The 19,762-nt window shown below is 36.9% G+C and carries 20 protein-coding genes and 1 tRNA gene; 15 read left to right on the top strand and 6 right to left on the bottom strand.

Annotated elements, in window-relative coordinates; all coding sequences use genetic code 11:
• Positions 1-90: 90 nt before the first annotated feature.
• From ABMA72_RS02570 to ABMA72_RS02550, 5 genes are all read right to left on the bottom strand, one after another.
• Positions 91-1,485, bottom strand: coding sequence for an L-serine ammonia-lyase (locus ABMA72_RS02570; protein WP_393055920.1), 1,395 nt, complete (start codon positions 1,483-1,485; stop codon positions 91-93).
• 37 nt (positions 1,486-1,522) lie between these two features.
• A complete protein-coding gene (locus ABMA72_RS02565) occupies positions 1,523-3,037 on the bottom strand; it encodes a hypothetical protein (RefSeq protein WP_393055918.1) in 1,515 nt (504 codons plus the stop codon).
• A 72-nt stretch (positions 3,038-3,109) separates the two neighbouring features.
• The gene (locus tag ABMA72_RS02560; RefSeq protein WP_392860983.1) at positions 3,110-3,364 is read right to left on the bottom strand and encodes a hypothetical protein; all 255 of its coding nucleotides are present in this window, start codon (positions 3,362-3,364) and stop codon (positions 3,110-3,112) included.
• 76 nt (positions 3,365-3,440) lie between these two features.
• On the bottom strand, positions 3,441-4,043 hold the full coding sequence (locus tag ABMA72_RS02555; protein ID WP_393055915.1) for a 3'-5' exonuclease: 603 nt from the start codon (positions 4,041-4,043) through the stop codon (positions 3,441-3,443).
• Entirely contained in the window at positions 4,018-5,049 is a 1,032-nt protein-coding gene (locus tag ABMA72_RS02550; RefSeq protein WP_393055913.1) for a trypsin-like serine peptidase, read from the bottom strand. The genes ABMA72_RS02555 and ABMA72_RS02550 overlap by 26 nt, the downstream gene beginning before the upstream one ends.
• A 123-nt stretch (positions 5,050-5,172) precedes the next feature.
• Here ABMA72_RS02550 and queA point away from each other — a divergent pair, with 123 nt between their 5' ends.
• From queA to ABMA72_RS02515, 7 genes are all read left to right on the top strand, one after another.
• Complete coding sequence (gene queA, locus ABMA72_RS02545; RefSeq protein ID WP_393055910.1) at positions 5,173-6,228, top strand: tRNA preQ1(34) S-adenosylmethionine ribosyltransferase-isomerase QueA; 1,056 nt, start codon at positions 5,173-5,175, stop codon at positions 6,226-6,228.
• Positions 6,229-6,234: 6 nt separating this feature from the next.
• A complete protein-coding gene (gene tgt, locus ABMA72_RS02540; RefSeq protein ID WP_392860975.1) occupies positions 6,235-7,353 on the top strand; it encodes a tRNA guanosine(34) transglycosylase Tgt in 1,119 nt (372 codons plus the stop codon).
• Positions 7,354-7,379: 26 nt separating this feature from the next.
• Complete coding sequence (gene yajC / locus ABMA72_RS02535) at positions 7,380-7,718, top strand: preprotein translocase subunit YajC (protein ID WP_021267106.1); 339 nt, start codon at positions 7,380-7,382, stop codon at positions 7,716-7,718.
• Between the two features lie 2 nt (positions 7,719-7,720).
• A complete protein-coding gene (locus tag ABMA72_RS02530) occupies positions 7,721-8,044 on the top strand; it encodes a twin-arginine translocase TatA/TatE family subunit (RefSeq protein WP_393055907.1) in 324 nt (107 codons plus the stop codon).
• A 122-nt stretch (positions 8,045-8,166) separates the two neighbouring features.
• A complete protein-coding gene (secD, locus tag ABMA72_RS02525; protein ID WP_393055904.1) occupies positions 8,167-9,876 on the top strand; it encodes a protein translocase subunit SecD in 1,710 nt (569 codons plus the stop codon).
• A gap of 15 nt (positions 9,877-9,891) precedes the next feature.
• Positions 9,892-10,818 carry a protein translocase subunit SecF gene (gene secF, locus ABMA72_RS02520; RefSeq protein ID WP_392860970.1) on the top strand — a complete coding sequence of 309 codons (927 nt, stop codon included), beginning with the start codon at positions 9,892-9,894 and terminating at the stop codon, positions 10,816-10,818.
• On the top strand, positions 10,805-11,494 hold the full coding sequence (locus tag ABMA72_RS02515; RefSeq protein WP_392860969.1) for a hypothetical protein: 690 nt from the start codon (positions 10,805-10,807) through the stop codon (positions 11,492-11,494). The genes secF and ABMA72_RS02515 overlap by 14 nt, the downstream gene beginning before the upstream one ends.
• A gap of 2 nt (positions 11,495-11,496) precedes the next feature.
• Here the strand turns inward: ABMA72_RS02515 and ABMA72_RS02510 are convergent, their stop codons facing one another.
• Positions 11,497-13,206 (bottom strand): hypothetical protein, encoded by a 1,710-nt coding sequence (locus tag ABMA72_RS02510; protein ID WP_392860967.1) that lies wholly within the window; start codon positions 13,204-13,206, stop codon positions 11,497-11,499.
• A gap of 283 nt (positions 13,207-13,489) precedes the next feature.
• Here ABMA72_RS02510 and ABMA72_RS02505 point away from each other — a divergent pair, with 283 nt between their 5' ends.
• The 8 genes from ABMA72_RS02505 (at position 13,490) to ABMA72_RS02470 (ending at position 19,714) form a co-directional block, all read left to right on the top strand.
• Positions 13,490-13,795, top strand: a complete 306-nt coding sequence (locus ABMA72_RS02505) for an HU family DNA-binding protein (RefSeq protein WP_021266755.1) — start codon at positions 13,490-13,492, stop codon at positions 13,793-13,795.
• Between the two features lie 130 nt (positions 13,796-13,925).
• Positions 13,926-14,002 (top strand) — tRNA-Cys (locus ABMA72_RS02500).
• A 250-nt stretch (positions 14,003-14,252) separates the two neighbouring features.
• On the top strand, positions 14,253-14,936 hold the full coding sequence (locus tag ABMA72_RS02495; protein ID WP_392860966.1) for a hypothetical protein: 684 nt from the start codon (positions 14,253-14,255) through the stop codon (positions 14,934-14,936).
• 345 nt (positions 14,937-15,281) lie between these two features.
• Positions 15,282-15,605: a hypothetical protein gene (locus ABMA72_RS02490; RefSeq protein ID WP_392860964.1), complete on the top strand. Its 324-nt coding sequence runs from the start codon at positions 15,282-15,284 to the stop codon at positions 15,603-15,605.
• A 184-nt stretch (positions 15,606-15,789) separates the two neighbouring features.
• Positions 15,790-15,987 (top strand): hypothetical protein, encoded by a 198-nt coding sequence (locus tag ABMA72_RS02485; RefSeq protein ID WP_393055902.1) that lies wholly within the window; start codon positions 15,790-15,792, stop codon positions 15,985-15,987.
• Between the two features lie 199 nt (positions 15,988-16,186).
• Positions 16,187-16,672, top strand: coding sequence for a hypothetical protein (locus ABMA72_RS02480; protein ID WP_392860960.1), 486 nt, complete (start codon positions 16,187-16,189; stop codon positions 16,670-16,672).
• A gap of 817 nt (positions 16,673-17,489) precedes the next feature.
• Positions 17,490-18,671, top strand: coding sequence for a hypothetical protein (locus ABMA72_RS02475; protein ID WP_392860958.1), 1,182 nt, complete (start codon positions 17,490-17,492; stop codon positions 18,669-18,671).
• Between the two features lie 680 nt (positions 18,672-19,351).
• A complete protein-coding gene (locus tag ABMA72_RS02470) occupies positions 19,352-19,714 on the top strand; it encodes a hypothetical protein (protein WP_392860957.1) in 363 nt (120 codons plus the stop codon).
• Positions 19,715-19,762 lie beyond the last annotated feature (48 nt).

The raw sequence follows: 19,762 nt of genomic DNA, 5'->3' as shown, positions 1-19,762 counted from the left end.
TGTAAAAGTAGGTCTTTGTATGATGTGAGTCACTAAAATGAAAGTGTTTATCTTGACGTGTGAAAGAAGTAGCGTGTCTAACTAGCTGAATTAACACTCTGTGACGTTAACAGCGAGTCCACCACGACTTGTTTCCTTGTACTTCGTCTGCATATCGGCGCCAGTTTCTTTCATGGTTTTGATAACCTTATCAAGACTCACGTAGTGACTTCCGTCTCCACGCATGGCCATTCTAGCTGCATTGATTGCTTTGACAGCACCCATGGCATTTCTCTCGATACATGGAATTTGCACAAGGCCGCCAATAGGGTCACAAGTCAGTCCTAGGTTGTGCTCCATTGCAATTTCTGCTGCGTTTTCGATCTGCTCGTTTGTTCCGCCTAGAACTTGTGCAAGACCTGCTGCGGCCATTGAACAAGCAACGCCAACTTCACCCTGGCATCCAACTTCAGCACCTGAAATCGATGCGTTCTTTTTATAAAGAATACCAACACAGCCTGCGACTAAAAGGAAGTCCACGACTTTTTCAATTGAGGCATCCTTAACAAATTTAAGATAGTATTTAATAACTGCAGGAATAATTCCGGCCGCTCCATTTGTTGGGGCCGTCACAACTTTTCCACCAGAGGCATTTTCTTCATTTACTGAAATCGCAAAGAGATTTACCCAGTCCATAATCGTTAGAGGATCAAGATTCTTTTCGCAATCTTTCTTTAAGAGCGCTTCATGTAATTTCTTTGCGCGTTTATTTACTTTTAGGCCACCGGGAAGTTGTCCTTCAGCCTTAAGGCCCCTATTGATACAATTATCCATTGCCTGCCATATCTCTAGCAGACCTTTGTTAATCTCTTCTTCACTTCGCCATGTTGTTTCGTTTGTCTTTATTAGCTCACAAATCGAAATCTCATTCTTGTTTGCTGTCTCTAGTAATTCATCACCACAAGTGAATGGATACTTAACCTTGCTAGTGTGCTGAGAAAAAATATCGCCGTCATTATTTTCACCTTCAGCAACAATAAAGCCACCACCGATTGAATAATAGATTTTTTTGAATAGCTCTTTTCCATCTTTATCAATCGCTTGAAAGCACATTCCATTTGAATGGAAGTCTAGCGTTTGCTTGCGGTGAAATAAGATATGTTCTCGTGGAATATATGAGATTGTTTTCGCGTTTTCTTTGCCCTCAAAGAATGTAAGTTCTTCTTTACCGTGGGCAAGATCTAGGATGCGATCAATTTGATCAGGGCAGATATCTTCAGGCGTATAACCACTAAGCCCTAGGATGACGGCCTTGTCTGTACCGTGACCTTTTCCTGTTAAGGCAAGAGATCCATAGAGTGCAGTTGAGACAACTTGTGTCTCATTGTAGAGGCCCATTGAGATGAGCTTATCCATAAATTCTTTAGCGGCCCTCATAGGCCCTACCGTATGGGAACTACTTGGCCCAATACCGATTGAGTAGATATCAAATACACTTAAATTCATGAGGAATTTATATCAGATGATTATGATTTGAGCTAGCCTAGTTCCACTTATCTTCAAGATATGTATGAATTGTGTTCACTGTTGCTGCATCTGGGGGATCGTTAAAGAGCATTAGTTCCATGACGTCACCATTAAAATAGCCGCCATTTCCACTTAGGTTGCCAGTGTGAGTGTAGCTATCACTAAGGTATGAACCAAGGGAGATGGCCCCTGAGTGTGCGTATAAAAGGGAAGTTGATGTTGTTGATCCAATTGAACTTCCGTTGACATAGCAAGTAAGGTCACCATCAGGCCCGGCCGCACCAGCATAGTTGGTGTAATCAAATACCCATGTAACGTGGTAAATGGTATTTGTTGCTATTGGCGCGCTGACAGAAGTGAAGGCCTGGCTGCCATCACCGTCATCGTTAATATTCCAAAATCCACAGTAGAGATTTCCACTTTGAATATAGATATTCATCCCACGACTGGCCCCGCCTTCTTCGTAGATAATTTGTAGGCTTGTAATATCGGCCGAAGTCTCAATAGACGCTGTGATATTTCTTTGATCAGTAGTGGCCGTATTTAATTCCGCATGATTTGCAACAGTCAGGTACTGGTTTGTTCCATTAAAGACAACATGATTATCAACTCCGTCAAAAGTTGGAGCAGCGCCATTTTGATAGAAGTGATGAGTGTTGGCACTTGCAGATGTATCAAGCCAGTCTTCAACTGAACCATTGAAGGCACCATTTGAAGCATCAAGCCCGCCGCTATCTAAGATTGAACTAAGATCACTCGCATCTAAGCGCGCTACCATATTTGGTAACGATGTGGCCGGATTAAAAACTTGGAATGCTGCTGAGTTTTGAATTATTTCAAAACCGGCCTCATCGACCGCCTTTAAAGTTATATAATAATTTGTTGCTTCAGTAAGAGTGAAGCTTGCACCATTTACGCCATCTTGAATTTTATAGGATGTGACATTTCCAATATCGATCCAAGTTTGTACATCAGTTGCACCAGCAGTTGTTCCAATTGCAATCTCGTAGTGATCAAGAACGCAATTATCTGTCGCTGCTACCCATGTTGTCGTCGTTGATGACCCTGCTGTAGCATCATCTGCAGAAACATCTGGCACACCTAAACCTGTAGGAGCGCTGTTGTCCCAGTAGAAACTTGTGCTTGTTAGTGTTGTTGAGATTTGCGCTGTCACACTTACTGCGCGCACAGAAGGGTAGTAAGCTTGGCATTGTGTTAAACCTACCAGCGCCGTGTGAGTGTAATTTGTGACAACTCCAATGTCCGTCCATGCCGTATGCTCTGTACCACCTGCAGAAGTACCGAGTGCGTATTCAATATGATCTAAACTTGCTGGATTGGTCCAAGAAATGACCGGTGAATTTTGAGGTAGAGCACCTGTAATGACAGCTTGTGCTGTTGAGATAGCAGTAGGTGCCGCCTGACCAACAGGAGCTGCTTGAATTCCCGATGCACCCTCTGCGCCTCCTGAACAAGAGGTAAGAGTAAGGCCAAGGAATGTTAATATTATTGCGCACTTAATAACATTCATTCTGGTTAAATTATAGAATGAATGAGTTTGAATTTATTTAGGAAATAATTTACCTAGTTTAAGTTGCTGAAATTATTTACCACGAGAGTCTGGGTAGATGCATCGATCCCCACAATTCTCTTCGATATCCTGCCACTTGGGATTTTGTTCAAGTTCATACTTGTACTTATAGATTTCTTCAGAGGAAGGTTGGCGAATTTTTCGATCATCAGGAATAGCTGCTTCTTCATAGGGATTAGTTGTTCCAAAGCTATCCATTCGATATGCACCGCTCTGATTTTTTGATTTTTGTGCATAAACGCCAGAAGCGAAAAACAATATAATCAATATCCTTAGGACTTTCATACGATCTATCATGATCAAAAATCATGAATCTTTGATGAAAGATTATGAAAAGAAATTCTTATTTGGCTTCTAGGGCCTGATAAAGCTTTAATGAAATCCAGGCGTCAGTTGCAGCATAGCGAATCTGGGCATCGGTTAGTTTGTTATTTTCCCAATTTGTAAGCTTTGCTTTCTTTGAAATCTTCTTCTCTAAAAGAATTCCTGTAAGGGATTGCAGGCCAAGAGTGATATAGCCTTGGGCCTTGGCGAGATCCTGAACATCAACAACACCTTTGGCATTGATATGGTATTGCTTTTTAAGATCACGACAATCGTCTTTAACGGCAACACCTGTCTTAATAAGCTTTTCGTCCTCTAAGTAATCTACTAAGTAGTCTGGGCATTGGATCTTATTCAAACGAAAAAGGAAGCACTCATCTTCAAATGAAACTTGAATAAGGCTTATTCGGAAATTATCGGTTTTTTTAAAAGAAGGCCTCGATTCAGTATCAAGGCCCGTGCAATTGTATTTTTGATTTAATTCTTGAAATCTTTTTGAAATATCTTGGGCCTTTTGTTCTGTATCAATTAGATGAATCTGGCCCGTGTAATCAATCATCTCGAAAGAGTTGATTTCTTCTTTAGTGATTCTAGCTTTAATATTCGTCTTCGTATTCTTCAATGACTTCTTCCACTTCTTCTTCGCTCTTAGCGCCTTCTTCAAAGATATAAGGCCCTAAAGCTTCTTTTAATTTGTAATCAGTATAAGCAGAGACAACTTTTGTAACAGTTTCACCAGTGCCTCCAAGCGGAGACGATTGACGTTCACACTTTCCACCTTGCTTCTTACATACGTTTACTTTATAGCAACCTTTGTCAAAATCAAAGGCATAATCGATTTCACCAGCAACTAAAATTCCAATTACCTCATCTTTCTTATTTAAAACAGGAGATCCCGAGTTACCTGCAAATGTATCGAGGTCAGTGATGATCTCTTTGCTGTAAATTGGGTTTGAGATAACCTTGGCACCATCTGCAACCTTAAGAGGAAGTCCAGTAGGGTAGCCGGCCACATAAATATCTGTACCTTTTGCTGTTGCATTTGTTGACATGTTTAGAGTTAGAGGCTTTTTATCTGTCGCTTCACGCTCAAGTTCAACGACTGCGTAGTCTAGGGAACCTGTGTAAGATGCCGCTACAACGCGCTTACAACTATAGACGTCACTCTTTTTAATTTCTAATTGTCCATCTTTGTTTACTGATGTTGAGTTATAATTGAATACCCATTTATTATCTCTACACTTTGATGTCACTTGGTCAGAAACTTCTGTTCCACCAGAGATCATACAGTGTCCGGCCGTCATAAGAAGATTCTTTCCAATTAAGAATCCACTACAACTTGCAATCGTTGGCTGGTCTCTAAATCTCATGTCACCACATGTAGGGTAACCTCTATGATATTTTAAAGTAGGAAATCTTAGAAGCTTTGTGTCAGCAACTTTTCCTTTTTCGTCTTTTAAAAAAGCGTAACCTGGAACCATTGCCGCAACACTATCAACTAGAAAACCTTTATTTGATTCGTGCACATCAACTCTATTATCGTTTCCATAAATAACTTTATTAATGGCCATCGAATTTGTTGAAATTAGCGCTGAAAATAATGCGATTTTTGTAAGATTTAACTTCAAATTTCCCTCTCTTTTGCTTTTTGTAAGTTTTTGCAGTTTTCTTTACATTTGAATATAAGAAAGTTGTGATTTGAAAAACTTACATGATGACGATTACCTAATTTCACGCTACTATCGGGACCTATGAATCAATTAAATAATGTGGATTTACAGCTATCGTCGTACGACTACGACTTGCCTAAAGAGCAGATTGCGGAGCGCCCAATTGAAGGACGTCATCACTCAAGACTATTAGTTTACAACTGTGAAACTGATACAATCTCACATCATAAATTTAATGAACTGATTAATTTTCTCCCAAGTGAGACAACTTTGGTTCTTAATCAGAGCAAGGTATTTCCTTGTCGTCTAAAAGGTCACAAAGAAAGTGGTGGAAATGCAGAGGTTTTCTTTTTAACAGTTGAGCCTAATGAGGCCGGATATTACCGCGCCCTTGTTAAGGCCCGTGGAAAAAAGAAGGACGGTGATAAATATATCTTCGCTAATGGACTGACAATTTCAATTGTCGACAATATTGAAGGTGAGTTCTTAATTGCGCCATCTATTGTTGGAAATGATCTAATTGATTACTTAAATGCAAATGCACTCGTTCCAATTCCTCCTTATATTCGCGGGGGAGAGTCGGATGATCAAGATAAGAAAGATTATCAAACGGTTTTTGCAAATGAGCTTGGAAGTGTTGCTGCTCCAACAGCAGGGCTTCACTTTTCGGATGAACTATTAGAGCAGATCAAGGGACAAGGACATGACATTGCGAAGGTAACTTTACATGTCGGGCTTGGAACTTTTGCGCCAGTCAAGGTTGATAATCTCGAAGATCATAAAATGCACTCTGAAAATTACTTTGTTGATAAGGTGAATTTCGAAAAAATAAAAAATGCAAAAAAGCGTTTTGCTGTTGGGACAACGAGTTTAAGAACTCTTGAAACGATTTGGCAAAATGGAGTGGATGACTATACTCCAGGAGAGATGAAGGATACTTCAATCTTCTTGCACCCTGGTGTTGATGTGAAGAGTATTGATGGTTTAGTGACAAATTTTCACTTACCAAAATCAACGCTACTTATGCTTGTGAGTGCGCTAATTGGCCGTGAGAAAACATTAGAGATTTATAATATTGCAGTTAAAGAGGGATATCGTTTCTTTTCATATGGTGATGCGATGTTAATTTTAAGGTAAGAGAATATGATTAAAGTTGAAGGATATAGCGGTAAGGCCCGCGCAACAACAATTACAACTGAGCATGGTGAAATTAAAACACCTATCTTTATGCCTGTTGGAACTCGTGCATCTGTAAAGTGTATGTGGCAAGAAGATCTTTATGAGATGAATGCTCAAATTATTCTTGGAAATACTTATCACTTATACCTAAGACCTGGGCATGAGCTTATTGAAAAAGTTGGTGGAGGACTTCATGGGTTTATGAATTGGGATCGTCCAATTCTAACTGACTCTGGTGGCTTCCAAGTATTTTCTCTTTCAGACATTAATAAAATTACTGAAGAAGGTGTAACTTTCTCTTCACATATTGATGGTTCAAAACACTTAATCTCTCCTGAAAAAAGTATGGAGATTCAAAAGGGCCTAGGCTCTGATATTGTTATGGCATTTGATGAGTGTCCAAAACTTCCTGCAACAAAAGAAACTCTTCGCGAGAGTATGGAGTTGACACTTAGATGGGCCAAGCGTTGTATCGATTACAAGCTTCGCGATTATCAAAAACTATTTGGTATTGTTCAAGGTGGACTTCATAAAGATCTTCGTACGGAATGTATGCAGCGTTTAGAAGAAATGGACTTTCCAGGACTTGCTCTTGGTGGACTTTCTGTTGGTGAGAAGAATGAAGAGATGGTTGATTTCCTAAATGACTTTGTTCACACAATGCCAGATCAAAAACCAAGATACTTAATGGGTGTTGGAAAGCCTCTTGATATTCTTAATGGGATTCGCGCCGGTATTGATATGTTTGACTGTGTTCTTCCAACAAGGAATGCACGTAATGGACAATTTCTAACACACGATGGACCTCTTAATATTAAGAATCTTCGTTTTAGAGAGGATACACTTCCGCCTGATCCAAGTTGTGATTGCAAAGTTTGTAAAACGTATTCACGTTCATACATTAGACACCTATATACAACTGGAGAGTTTCTTTCTGGTAACCTGATCACTTATCACAATCTTTATTTCATGATTAAGATGACTCAAGATGCACGAGAAGCAATTCTAGCGGATAGGTTTGACGATTATTACAAAGAATTTTATAACAGATACACTTCACGAAAATGGGCCTCAGGCCAATAAATTAAAATAAAAGTTAGGAGAAACAAATGTTACAACTTTTTATATCTAATGCTTATGCTCAAGGTGGTGCTGCGGCTCCAGCTAATTCAGCGATGAACTTTGTTCCAATTATTGCTGTTGTTGCTATTTTTTATTTCCTTGTTTTCAGACCACAAAAGAAACAAATGGAAGAAGAAAAGAAAATGCTTGATACACTTGAAAAAGGTAACCGTGTTTACACAAAATCAGGAATCTTTGGTACAATCGTAGGGATGACTGAAAAAGTTGTGGACCTTGAAATTGCTGAAGGTACACGTATTAAAATCTTACGTTCACAACTTGGTGGACTTGAAGAAAGTATCCTTTCTAATAAAAAAGAGGCGTAATTATGTTTGGTGGCTTTGGTGCTGGTGAATTACTTATTGTTTTAGTTTTTGCTCTGATTTTTATCGGACCCAAAAAATTACCTGAACTGGCAAAAGGTTTAGGAAAAGGACTTCGCGAGTTTCAAAAGGCCAAAGATGATTTAATGGATCACGTCAATGATGCTGCAGAGACCAATTCTCACAAAGAGGAATCTGTGGCATCACAAATCACAGAGTCACCGGAAGCTAGCGTTGCAGCGCAAGGTGATGCCGAAATTAAGAATTCTAATAATTCTGAAGAAGAAAAAGACCAAGCAATTAAGTCGGAAAAAACGAAGCAATCGTAAGTTTTTGAAATTAATATTCTCTTAATATTGTTTTTAAGTAGTTAATCTCATATAATTTTTGTAGTTTATTTAACTCTATTATTCGAGAAAACCAAAAGAAACCCAAGGATTAGGAGAATCTAATGAGAAGAGGCTGGTGGTATCGCTTCGTATTTCTACTTATCGTAGCGATCATTTCAGGTATTTCGATTGTACCTACTGCATTTAATTTTAAAGAAACTGACAATTTTCCAGTTAAGTCTAAGATCAACTTAGGACTAGACCTTCAAGGTGGTCTGTACATGATCTTAGGAATTGACTTCAAAAAGGTCTACAAAGACGAGGTTAAAGGATACGCGCGCCGTTTAGAATTTAGCTTCAAGGACAAAACTGGTAACGGTTTTGAAATTGGTGACCTAGACTCATCTGATGAGCTAGATCCACGCCAAGAAATTATCCTAGGTTCAACTACTGATGTTGAGACTTTAAAGGATATTATTCATGACCAATACAATGGTTTTCTAAGAGTAACTAAAGATACTGGTAGTACAATCTCTGTTGCCCTAACTAAGAAAGTTAAGACTGATATCGAAGATCAATCTGTAAAAAGATCGATCGAAGTTATTCGTAACCGTATTGATGAATTTGGTGTAACTGAGCCAGAGATTATCTCTCAAGGTAAGGACCGCATCGTTGTTCAGCTTCCAGGTGTTAAGGATATCGAAAGAGCAAAAGAGCTAATCGGTAAAACAGCTAAGCTAGAATTCAAAATGGTAAACTCTGAAATTGCTCCAATCACAATTCAAGGTTGGGTATCAAAAGCAAAAGAGCAAGGCGTTGAGTATAAGAAAGGTGAGAGATTTTCTGATTACGTTTCAAAGGTAAACGAAATCGTAGCTTCTGATCTTCCAAAGGGACATGTTCTTGCATTTGAAAGAGTAACTAATGCAAAAGGTGATATCCTTCAATTAGTTCCATACTTAATTGAATCAATTGCTCGTCTGACAGGTGAAGACCTTGAGGATGCTAGAGTTCAATTCAACCCACAAAATAATAACAACCCAGAAGTAGGACTTAACTTTAAGTCTCGTGGTGCAAAGATTTTTGCTGAAGTTACTGGTGAAAATGTTGGACGTTTAATGGCCATTACACTAGATGGTAACGTTTACTCAGCTCCACGTATCAACGGTAAGATTGCTGGAGGACGCGCGACGATTTCTCTAGGTGGAAAAAGTTATAATGAGCAACTTAAAGAAGCAAAAGACTTAGCTCTTGTTCTTCGTGCCGGTGCTCTTCCTGTACAACTTGATTTCCTTGAGCAAAGAACAGTTGGTCCATCACTTGGTGCTGACTCAATTGATAAAGCTAGATTTGCTGCAATCATTGGTTGTATTCTAGTATTTGGTTTCATTCTTGTTTACTATAGAATTTCTGGTGTATTCGCCGTTACAACTCTAGCTCTTAACGTTCTAATTGTTTTAGCTATGCTTGTTGGACTTGGTGCAACTCTAACTCTTCCTGGTATTGCAGGGATCGCTCTTACTGTTGGTATGGCAATTGATGCCAACATCATTATTTACGAGCGTATTCGAGAGGAAATACGAAATAATGTCGGCTTTTATAAAGCTGTTGAAAACGGATTCAACTCTGCTTTCTGGACAATTATTGATGCAAACATCACGACTGCTCTTGCTGGTATCTGTCTTCTGAACTTTGGTACAGGTCCAATTAGAGGTTTCGCTGTTACATTATTAATTGGTATTTTTGCAACTGTTTACACTTCTTACTTTGTTTCAAAGCTATTCTTTGAATTCTATATGAATAAAGTAGAAGGGCAGGACTTAAGCATTTAAGGATTGGAGTTTAAGATGTTTGAAATTATAAAAAGTAATACAAAATTCAATTTTGTTAATAAATTCGGGATTGCAGGTCTTATCTCTGCGATTCTAGTTATTGCTTCACTTGTTCTTATCGGTACTAAAATGAAATACGGGGTAGACTTCCGTGGTGGTGCTGAGATTCAAGTTAAGTTCCAAAAAACTGAAAACCTAGATGAGCTTCGTCGTGAAATGAAGTCAGCTGGTTTCACTGGGGTAACGATCCAAACAATCGGTGAGCCTCAAATGAATGAATACCTTCTTAAAGTTAGTGCAAACGAAGGTAACTTAAATGAAGTTACTGAAAAGGTTTCAAAAACACTAACGACTAAGTATGCACAAGATGGTGTTGAGATCAGAAAAGTTGATATCGTTGGTCCTAAGGCCGGTGCTGAGCTTAGAAAATCTGGTTTCCTAGCAATGCTTTGGGCACTACTTGCAATTATGATCTACGTTGGTCTGCGTTTCGATTTCAAATACTCGCCAGGTGCAATTGTTGCTCTTTTCCACGATGTAACAATCATTCTAGGTGTATTTGCTCTAACTGGAACAGAGTTTACTCTGCAGACTGTTGCTGCAATCCTTGCCGTTATCGGTTACTCAGTTAACGATACCGTTATCGTTTATGACCGTGTACGTGAGCATGAAGCAAAGTTTGTTGGACGTGATATCAAAGATCACATCAATAATGCAATTAACGAAACACTTTCAAGAACAATCCTTACTTCTGGTACGACACTTTTCGTATCAGCAACAATGTTCTTCGTAGGTGGTCTTGCAATCCGTGATTTCTTTATGGCAATCACTCTTGGTGTTGTTGTTGGTACTTACTCATCTAACTTCGTTGCAGCACCAGTTGTACTTCTATTTGATAGATTTAGAGGGGAGCAGGCGAAAACTGCAGATGCAAACGCTTAATTCAAAATTAAATTTTATTAAATACTTAATTGCCCTGTGTGTACTTCTTAGTACACATGGGGTTTTTGCGTATGGTGATGAAGATTACGATAGTCGTGATAAGACTACTTCTTCTCAAGATATCGAAAACCTTCAAGAGTCAATTGAGACTCTTAACCAAGAAATCAAAAATAATGGTGGCCAGGCCGTTAATGTCGTAAATATGCCAACACAAGGTCTCGGTCTAAAAAATGGTAAGGCCGACCCTGAGATGATGAGACGTGCAATTAAGATGATTAATGCACAATTTAAAAATGTCCCTGACGCTCAAGTTGCCCAAATGATTCGCGAAAATGCCACGCAAAACCCAATCATGCAATTCTTTGTTAATAGCGATAAGCTTGTAAACTTTGCTGTAGGGATTGTAAAAGATGATAAGGCCTTACTCTACTTATTCGAGTTAACACAGGATAAGGATGTTTTAAAGCTTGCTCTAGGAGTTGTTATATTCCTATTTATTCTTAGCTTTTTTCTTAAACGTGCATTTATTAAGAAAGACGAGTTCTTTGTTTTTCGCTACGTAAAGTCGCTAATCTTCTTTGTTTTTTCAACGGGCCTAAAAGCAGGTGTTCTTTATTTTATCTATAAAGACTACTTAGATCCAAGCGTTGATGTTTTCATTAAAAGAGTTCTCTAGCTTTAGTTACCACTCGTTACAGGAATACAACCCATCTTACGATCAAGAGGCTTGATTGTTGTAGGAATTGATGTTGTGTAACCACTGCTTGCAAGCTCACTTGAGTGCATCACTTGATAAAGCTTCTGATACCCTCGTTTTTGTACGTATGGCGCATCTTCGTCCGCTGGCCAGTAGAAGTATGTTGGTTGCGATTGTGTATCGCTCGTTGGTTTGTAGTGGATTCCATCATTTGTTAAATGAAACCAGATCTTCTTTAGCTGACCTTCTCTAATAAACATAACATCAGCAGGCTTAATCTCTTGCTTATTTCCATCACCAAGATCAATTACTTCACGTGGACCTTTGGCAAAGTATAGGCCTTCTGTTGGAGTTCCAATAATCTCTCCAAGGGCCTTGAATTCAATATTAGATGAGTTGTACTCAGTGTAGCCTGGACAAATTGCGCGCCCACTATTGTCAGTAAAGAATGGAATCATAGCAAGCCCTGATTGAATTAGCCCTGATTCAGCTCCTGAACAGGCCTCTGGGAAGCCTCCGTCCTCAACGCTAACATTCGGTGCCACACAAGTTTCAAGAGGTGCAAAGTACGATTTTGTCCCGCTTACGTTGGCCCCCATTTCAATCATGCGATCTTTGATTAGGAAATCAACCTTGCGATTTTCTCCGTCTGCAATAAAGCGCACATCATTTACATCCCACAGAGAAAAGTGATCTGGCACTAACTCTAGACGTGGAAATTGTGGAGCATCATCATTTTGCCCTGTCTTAATATAGTCGTGACAAAAGATAGTATCTGAAACACCCGGCGGAAGATAAGGAGTCGGGTAGTCAACAGGCATGTAGAAGTGCTTTCTCACAGTATCAAGATAGATCTGATCGCTTGGATCGTAATTTGAGCTTGTGGCCGTCGCACGAATCATACAAGTGTATTGTGAGATAAGCTTGATCTTAAGGTTACCTTCGTACTCGTCATCATCACCTGGCTCAAATAACTTAAACTGCTCGTAATCACTTTTTGCATTCTCAACACCACTTCCAGTTTCTTCAATATGGAAAGTATAAGCTTCGCCAAAATTTACTGTTGTGGCCTCAAGGTTTGCTTCAAAAATATTTGTTCCCTGATATGTTTTAAGGTCGGCCGTATAGCGGCGTCCATCGATATCTGTGGCAACTAACTGACAAGATGGTGGGTTTTGAGCACCGTTATCAATCGAGTTATTACAAAAACCAAAAAGATTTTGTAGGTTAGTGTCGTCTTTAATTTTTGGCCCAACAGTTACCGTTCCATATAGGGTAGCGACAGTGGCCGTCTTCTCTTGGCAAGTTGCTGCACAAGAGGCACCACTTGTTACCGAGGCAACTTTTTGATTCTTACAAATACAAAAATCGTCATCAATAAAAACAGAGTCACTTGGACGGGCAATCACTTCTGGTGCTGTGATACAAACACCAGCAGAGGCCTCAATATTTTCACGAGTAAAGTCATCAAGACTTTCGTCGGCCAGGATTTCTTCTAATTGTGCTTCGTCTGCAACGACTTCTCCTTCACCACATGAACTTGCACATACATTTCCTTCGTTTAGAAGAAAGAATAGATCTTCACAAGTATCGATATTATTGATGTCGTCAAAGAATCCATCTGGACGCGCAACCTGTGGAACACAGGAAGATGTGATAAATAAGAATACAATTAAATATATTACCTTCATTGGCCTATTTCCTTAATTTTCTACTTACTTAATCGCCAGTTTTCGTTGACTTCTTTAATTTTAGGTTAATTTCTTACATTTCATTGAAATTGTGTGAAAATAAACGTAATTTTAAGTAGTTATACTATTGGGAAATAAAATCTAGTGTATAATGATAGTAAAGTTTTTGTGGCACAATAAATATTCCTAATGTTTTTAGCGACTTGGACGATAAGTGAAGTAACTAAAAATCATAGGATTGAGTTTGTGCTCGAAAGAGTTCTCATATCGAGAGGAGATTAAAATGACAAAAGCAGATTTAATTGCAGCAATCGAAAAGCAAGCAAATGTAACGCACAAGCAGGCCGAGACTGTTGTTAATATTTGTTTTGATGACATGATCAATGCTTTATTCAATGATGAAAGAATCGAAATCAGAGGTTTCGGATCTTTCGCAAACCGTAATTATAAAGCGTACGAAGGTCGTAACCCAAAGACTGGTAAGGTAGTAAAAGTACCACCAAAAAAGGTTCCATTTTTCAAAGTTGGTAAAGAACTAAGAGAAATGGTTGATGAGGGTAAAGACAAGTACGTTATCCGCGAAGCTTAACGGCCACGCATCCTGTTTTTTTAATACTTAAGTATAGGCCTGCCGCATTAGTGGCAGGTCAATATTTTTAAGCATTTAAATTGACTTATTAAAAAATATCCATATTATAGGAAATCTAAAATCATTCTGCGGACGGGTGCTAGAGTGGTCTAATAGGGCAGTTTGCAAAACTGTTTTTCACCGGTTCAAATCCGGTCTCGTCCTCCAAATTCAAAAAGAAAAACCCAGGCTTGTCCTGGGTTTTCTTTTTTAACCTGAAGATAAGCTCGATTTAAACATGTATTCTCCCGGTTTGGGAGGCGTTAAATACCACGATGGTATTTAATGCCGAACTATCCAGCGACGACCAGGATGGGAGGAGTCGGGCAAATCCATCGCATATCACCTAACCCAAACCTATCTCTTTTGATCAAAATAAAATTTAGTGAACATTTTCATATCTGCGCTATAATAAATAATGCGTTTGATAATTCTCTCATTACTTTCTCAAATACTTTTAAGTTGTGCGACTATCTATACTGGTGATGAATATAAGTCTGTTGATTTAACAGGCATCGAACAAGTTAAAAGTTCAGTAACTTTTCGTTTTGTTAAATTACATGATGTTAGTGATCAAAGCTCCTGGGATAATAAGAACTGGTTTATTAAGAGTACTGTGAAAAATAGTTACGAATGTGATGTTGTTAAAAAGATCAATTTATTCAATTTTGTAAAATGTGATGTTGAGGAAAATTTTGATAAAATAGCTACAAGATATACGTCGATAGAGGAATTTGATAGAGAGCATCCTATAGAATTCGATACAGATTACTATGTAGATGTCAGGGTTCTCTCTCCATTCTATTTCCATGGCAGTGGGACTGGAATGTATGGTCTTGTATTTAGCGCTTTAACTCTTGGAGTTATTCCGTCATATTGGACATATGAAGGTGATTACGACATTCGAATCTACTCTAAAAAAGATCAAGTCAATTTTAAAAATATTCAATATACAGAAAACTACGGAGCAATCTCATCTTCGTTATTTTGGCTTTTCCCGTCTAGTCGATATGAAGGTGTTAGCCTTAGAGAGAATTATATGATTAGAAATAAGTGGGAGTATATTCTCAAAGAGATAATATCAAAAATAAAAGAAAAATAAGATTTCAAGTATTTTTTTAGGAGTCGTTCCAGGAGCTTTTTCTTTACGCATGCCCAACGAAAAGGCACCTGGAACCGAATAATAAAAAATACAACAACTAAAACGTCTCAGACCATACAAGGCCAGTCTATATATAAAGTGACTGACAAAGTCTCTGGTATTAAAAATTTGATTAAGGGAAATTACTTCTACTTAGATGGGTTACATAAGAACCATCTTGAAGTTTTTAGTGGCACTGGTCAGGTTTTGTGTGTTTTGAATTTGGACGGTACAATTAATATTAAGAAGACGGCTACTGCACTTAAAGAAGGGCGACGTATAAATATATAATGTAAGGAAAATATAATGGAAATAAATATTAAAAATGCATATAAAGTATTAGCTCAGCTTGAATTATTGTCGAAAGTTAAAAGTTTAAAGATGTCTGCTATAGAGGATGAAATTGAAACTTCAAAGGCTGATTTATACGAAGATATAAATTGCTTTAATGATGAGATAATTCAGCTTTTAAATTTATTGGATCGTGGAAAATCTGTAGAAACAATTGAGCCTCTTATAAGAATGCGTGCGAATGCACTTGATATCGTAACTCATTTTTCTAATTTAGTTGAAGAAATTGACACCTTTGTTCAAAATACTGATCTATATGATGAATATTTAAATTCATAATCAATAAATTATTCTCATATAAGGGAAGTACTCGGTAGGAAAGGGAGTTGATATTTTAATTAGTTCCGCCGGAAAAACAACTAAACAGTATCGAACATGAATGAATTTTTTTCGAGTTCTTTTGGTTCTATACTTAAAAATACAAAAACTAAAACGTCTCAGACCATACAAGGTCAGTCTATATATGAAAGTTACAGACAAAATTTCGGGATTTGATATCTTAAAAAAAGATGACTATTTATACTTAGATGGATTACATAAGATTCACTTAGAGGTTTTTAACAAAAAAGGTAATATTCAGAGTGTGCTAAATTTAGATGGTAGAATTAATATTAAAAAGACAGCTGCTTCTCTTAAAGAAAGACGACGTATAAATCTTTAATTTAAATGTTCTAAAAGACCCTACAAATATTTCTAAGTCAGATTTACCAAATGGTCGAGTGCTTAGAGAAAGCTTAATATCAGGAAAAAAAGGACATTTAAAGGTTGAATCTATTTTGGATGGAGATCAGCTAATTACTGTTATATTAAAAAGTGGATTAAAAAAGTAATCTAAATTCAAAGAATAAAGGAATTATACGATGTTCAAAATAGAGAGAAGGCTAAGTCGCTTGGATTATTTAAAAAGATTAAAGAGTGAGAGCTTAAATGAATTATCATCTCAAGATGAGTCGATATCTAATTATTCAATAGTAAAATTTGATAACTTTACTATTGGTCTAAAATATTTTAATGACGCTTATTTTCCTCCTGTCGTTGTATTTGAAACAGATAAACGCATATTTATCGGGTTAGATAAAAAACTTTTTCAATTAGATGATTTTGGTCGCTTGTTGGGAGAGGCAGATCTTGATTTCTATATATCTGAAATAATCCCTTTTAATGATGTTGGCATAATAGTCCTATTTGAGATTGGAGCTTGCTTCTATGATCTTAACTTTAGGTGTATGTGGAATATCAGCCTTGATTTTATAGAAGATTTTAAAATAAATAATGATGCACTAATTCTAGACACTAATTCAGGTCAAATTGAAATTGAAGTATGTACAGGTAAGTTGAAGAAGTAGTGTTTTTTATATACAAAGAAGTAAAGTGTTATTGTTGGTAGAGATTGTCGAATTATCGTCACGTTAGGCTGTGCTTAGAAGTGCTTAATTGAATACTTAACTTATTGATATATTGGAGAATCTATCGAATCTTCCAAATTCAAAAAGAAAAACCCAGGCTTGTCCTGGGTTTTCTTTTTTAACCTGAAGATAAGCTCGATTTAAACATGTATTCTCCCGGTTTGGGAGGCGTTAAATACCACGATGGTATTTAATGCCGAACTATCCAGCGACGACCAGGATGGGAGGAGTCGGGCAAATTCATCGCATACCAGCAGTAAATTAGTACGTCGATACTTTTGGTAGTTTCAGTTAGTTAAGAAGCTATTTTGTATGATTAATGTATGTTGGCTTTAGAATCATTAGTACTATTAATAGATAGAGTCGATGCATATAAAGTAAGCTAACAATAGAGGCCAGAAAGTCATCTTACTCCGCGAATATGACCTCGTTACATACGTTTCTTAGTGTAAGATGCTAATTTGTCGAAAAGTATCGACGTACCATATGAGTAATCTTTCCAGATGCTTTTTCTTTACGCATGGTCATGCGTAAAGACACCTGAAACTGAAGGTACTAGGGAAAACATTTGTCGACCCAGATGGTTATCACGTTGTTATTCAGAATGCTGCTTGGAAAGAATAAATCATCTTGTCGTAATTTTGCAGTAGTTAGATGCTTAGTATTCATTTCAGTTAGTTGTACTTCATAACTTGATTTATTCATAAGTTCCTGAATATATTCATTTCTATGTCATAATATGACGATGAGTACACGTATGAAACTATATCTATTTCTTATATTCTTGTGTGCTTCGCTTAGAGCAAGTGACCTTAAGTCAAATCATAAAGATATTGATGCCGTTAAACTAAGTGACTTCCAACTTGTTAATATCGTGTGTAATGAAGAAGACACGGTTGATGTTGTTACATGTGAGTATATTGGTGACGGCTTTTTTGATGGTGCAACTGCCATTTGGAAGATAAACAAAAAAAGAGTCGAGAGGCCTAGCTTTGATGTCAGCACCTTAAAAGAGAAAAATGTTGTAGAGCTATTCAAGCAAACAGGTGATAAAGTAATTTTAAGCAAAACTTATGTTTTCTATAAAAAACATGTTGGTTTAAATCTTAAAAATGGTTTTAAAGAAATTCCAAATATAGTTTACTTTAATAACCAGTCATTTCAAGAAAGCATAGAGCTAAAATATCCGCTTGATACCTCAAAAGCTAAGATAGAAGTATACCTAGAAGAAAAAATACTAGGTGATGCTGGTTTTAGCATTCAAAGTAATCAGATTAATTTAAAGCTAAATCATCTTTATGATAAAGCTAATGTGAAGCTTGTTTACCGCGAAGGAGATTATAAGTCTGAGCTTTACATGACTTATATAAGGGGAGATGGAGTAGTCAAACTGCCAAAAAAGTTTGAAGGAAAGAATGCCTACATTAGCTTTGTTGAAGAAGAAATTGAACGATGGAAAACTGTTTCTCAGAAAATTAGTGATGGTGAGCTTCGAAACTTATTTGATGGAACCTATTTTATATTTATCGATGGTGAGGATCAGCAAGGGAAGTTTGTACAGATCAAAAATGGCAAAGCTGTTGATTTGCATAAGCTAACATTTAAGAATAACGATTACAGCGAAACGTTGAAGTATTACACCTTGGATTCGGCTCCTGCTATCCAAGGAGGTTCTTTTACTTATAAGTCGGGTACTAAGGTCATCTATGAAAAAATAAACTCTGGTGACTCTCGTGGTATATCAATACCGTTAGAGCTTAATCAGACGATAGAGAAAACGTTGCTCTTCGTTGTTGTGAAATCAAATAAAGAAGTGAAGGTCCATCCATATGACTTAAGTAAGATATATGCAGATGCTTCTGATACTGGACTCGAAGTAAATACTATCGTTGAAAAAGGTAGTGATGTGTTTATTTCTTATTGGTATTTTAAAAATTAGTAATTGATTATTTTCTTATTTTTCATCTTAGTGAGTAGGAGTAAGTAAGTGTTAAATAACTCGAATTCAATACTGAAACTATATTTTAACCCAGTTTCTTATTTTGAAGAAAATAGCAATGGCCCAAATCGCTTCATATTATATTTCTTCAATTTTATGAATTGTTTTGCAATTCTTTATTATAATAGAATGCTTGACTTTAAAACGCTTGAAATACCATTTGCTTTTAATAAAGAGAGCTTTTTTTATACGTATTACCATAATCCAAGTTGGACTGATTTATTTACATACACGCTACTTTTCAGTTTTATTTCATACTTTCTTCTGTGGTACCCCGTAACTTGGTGGTTCAAAAAGAATCTTCATTGGTCTGGGGTCAAGGAAGCTCGCTCAGATAAGATTAGATACATTCTAATTTTGTTCAGTACATATTTTACTATACCAATAATTATTACTATTCCATTTTATGTATTCATCTATAGTGAACCAAAAAGTGCTTTAGAAAGCTTGAATCTACTTTTCTGGTTGTTTATAGTTTTTGGAATTATTGAAACTTACTTTTTTTATAAAACGATAAAACGTCTTTTTGTGAACATCAATAACTGGGGGCTTTTATGGTTTGTAATAATACCTATAATATCAGTCGTGAGTGAATTCTTTAGTATATATGAGATGAATATATGAATAAAAAGTTGATTATTCTAATCTCTCCAAGATTTGAAAGGGAAATAGAGTGTCCAACTGGCCATAATCGTCAAATTTTACAAAAAGGTCCGTTTGCAAATTATTTTAAAAGCAATACGGAGCGATTTCTTTTTGTGTTATTCACTATCCTTACTTTAGGAGGATATGCTTATTATTTGATAAAGAATGGCAACAATATCAGGATTAGAAAGCTCCTTGATAGTGGTTATCGTTTAAAGTTCGATTCTGATATTTTTTATGTGAAAAAACATGTTGGTTATCGGTTTATTGATTCAAAGGAAGGAGATAAGGTTCGTTTCGCAAGGACAGGTAGTGCGGATGACACTTTAAAACTATAGATGAAGGTTTTTTAGGAAGATATTTATATGAGAATTAATTATAAAAAA

The organism is Halobacteriovorax sp. CON-3, from assembly GCF_043196995.1.
In the GTDB taxonomy this organism is placed as follows: Bacteria; Bdellovibrionota; Bacteriovoracia; order Bacteriovoracales; family Bacteriovoracaceae; genus Halobacteriovorax_A.
This window is presented reverse-complemented; position numbering and strand designations above follow the sequence as displayed.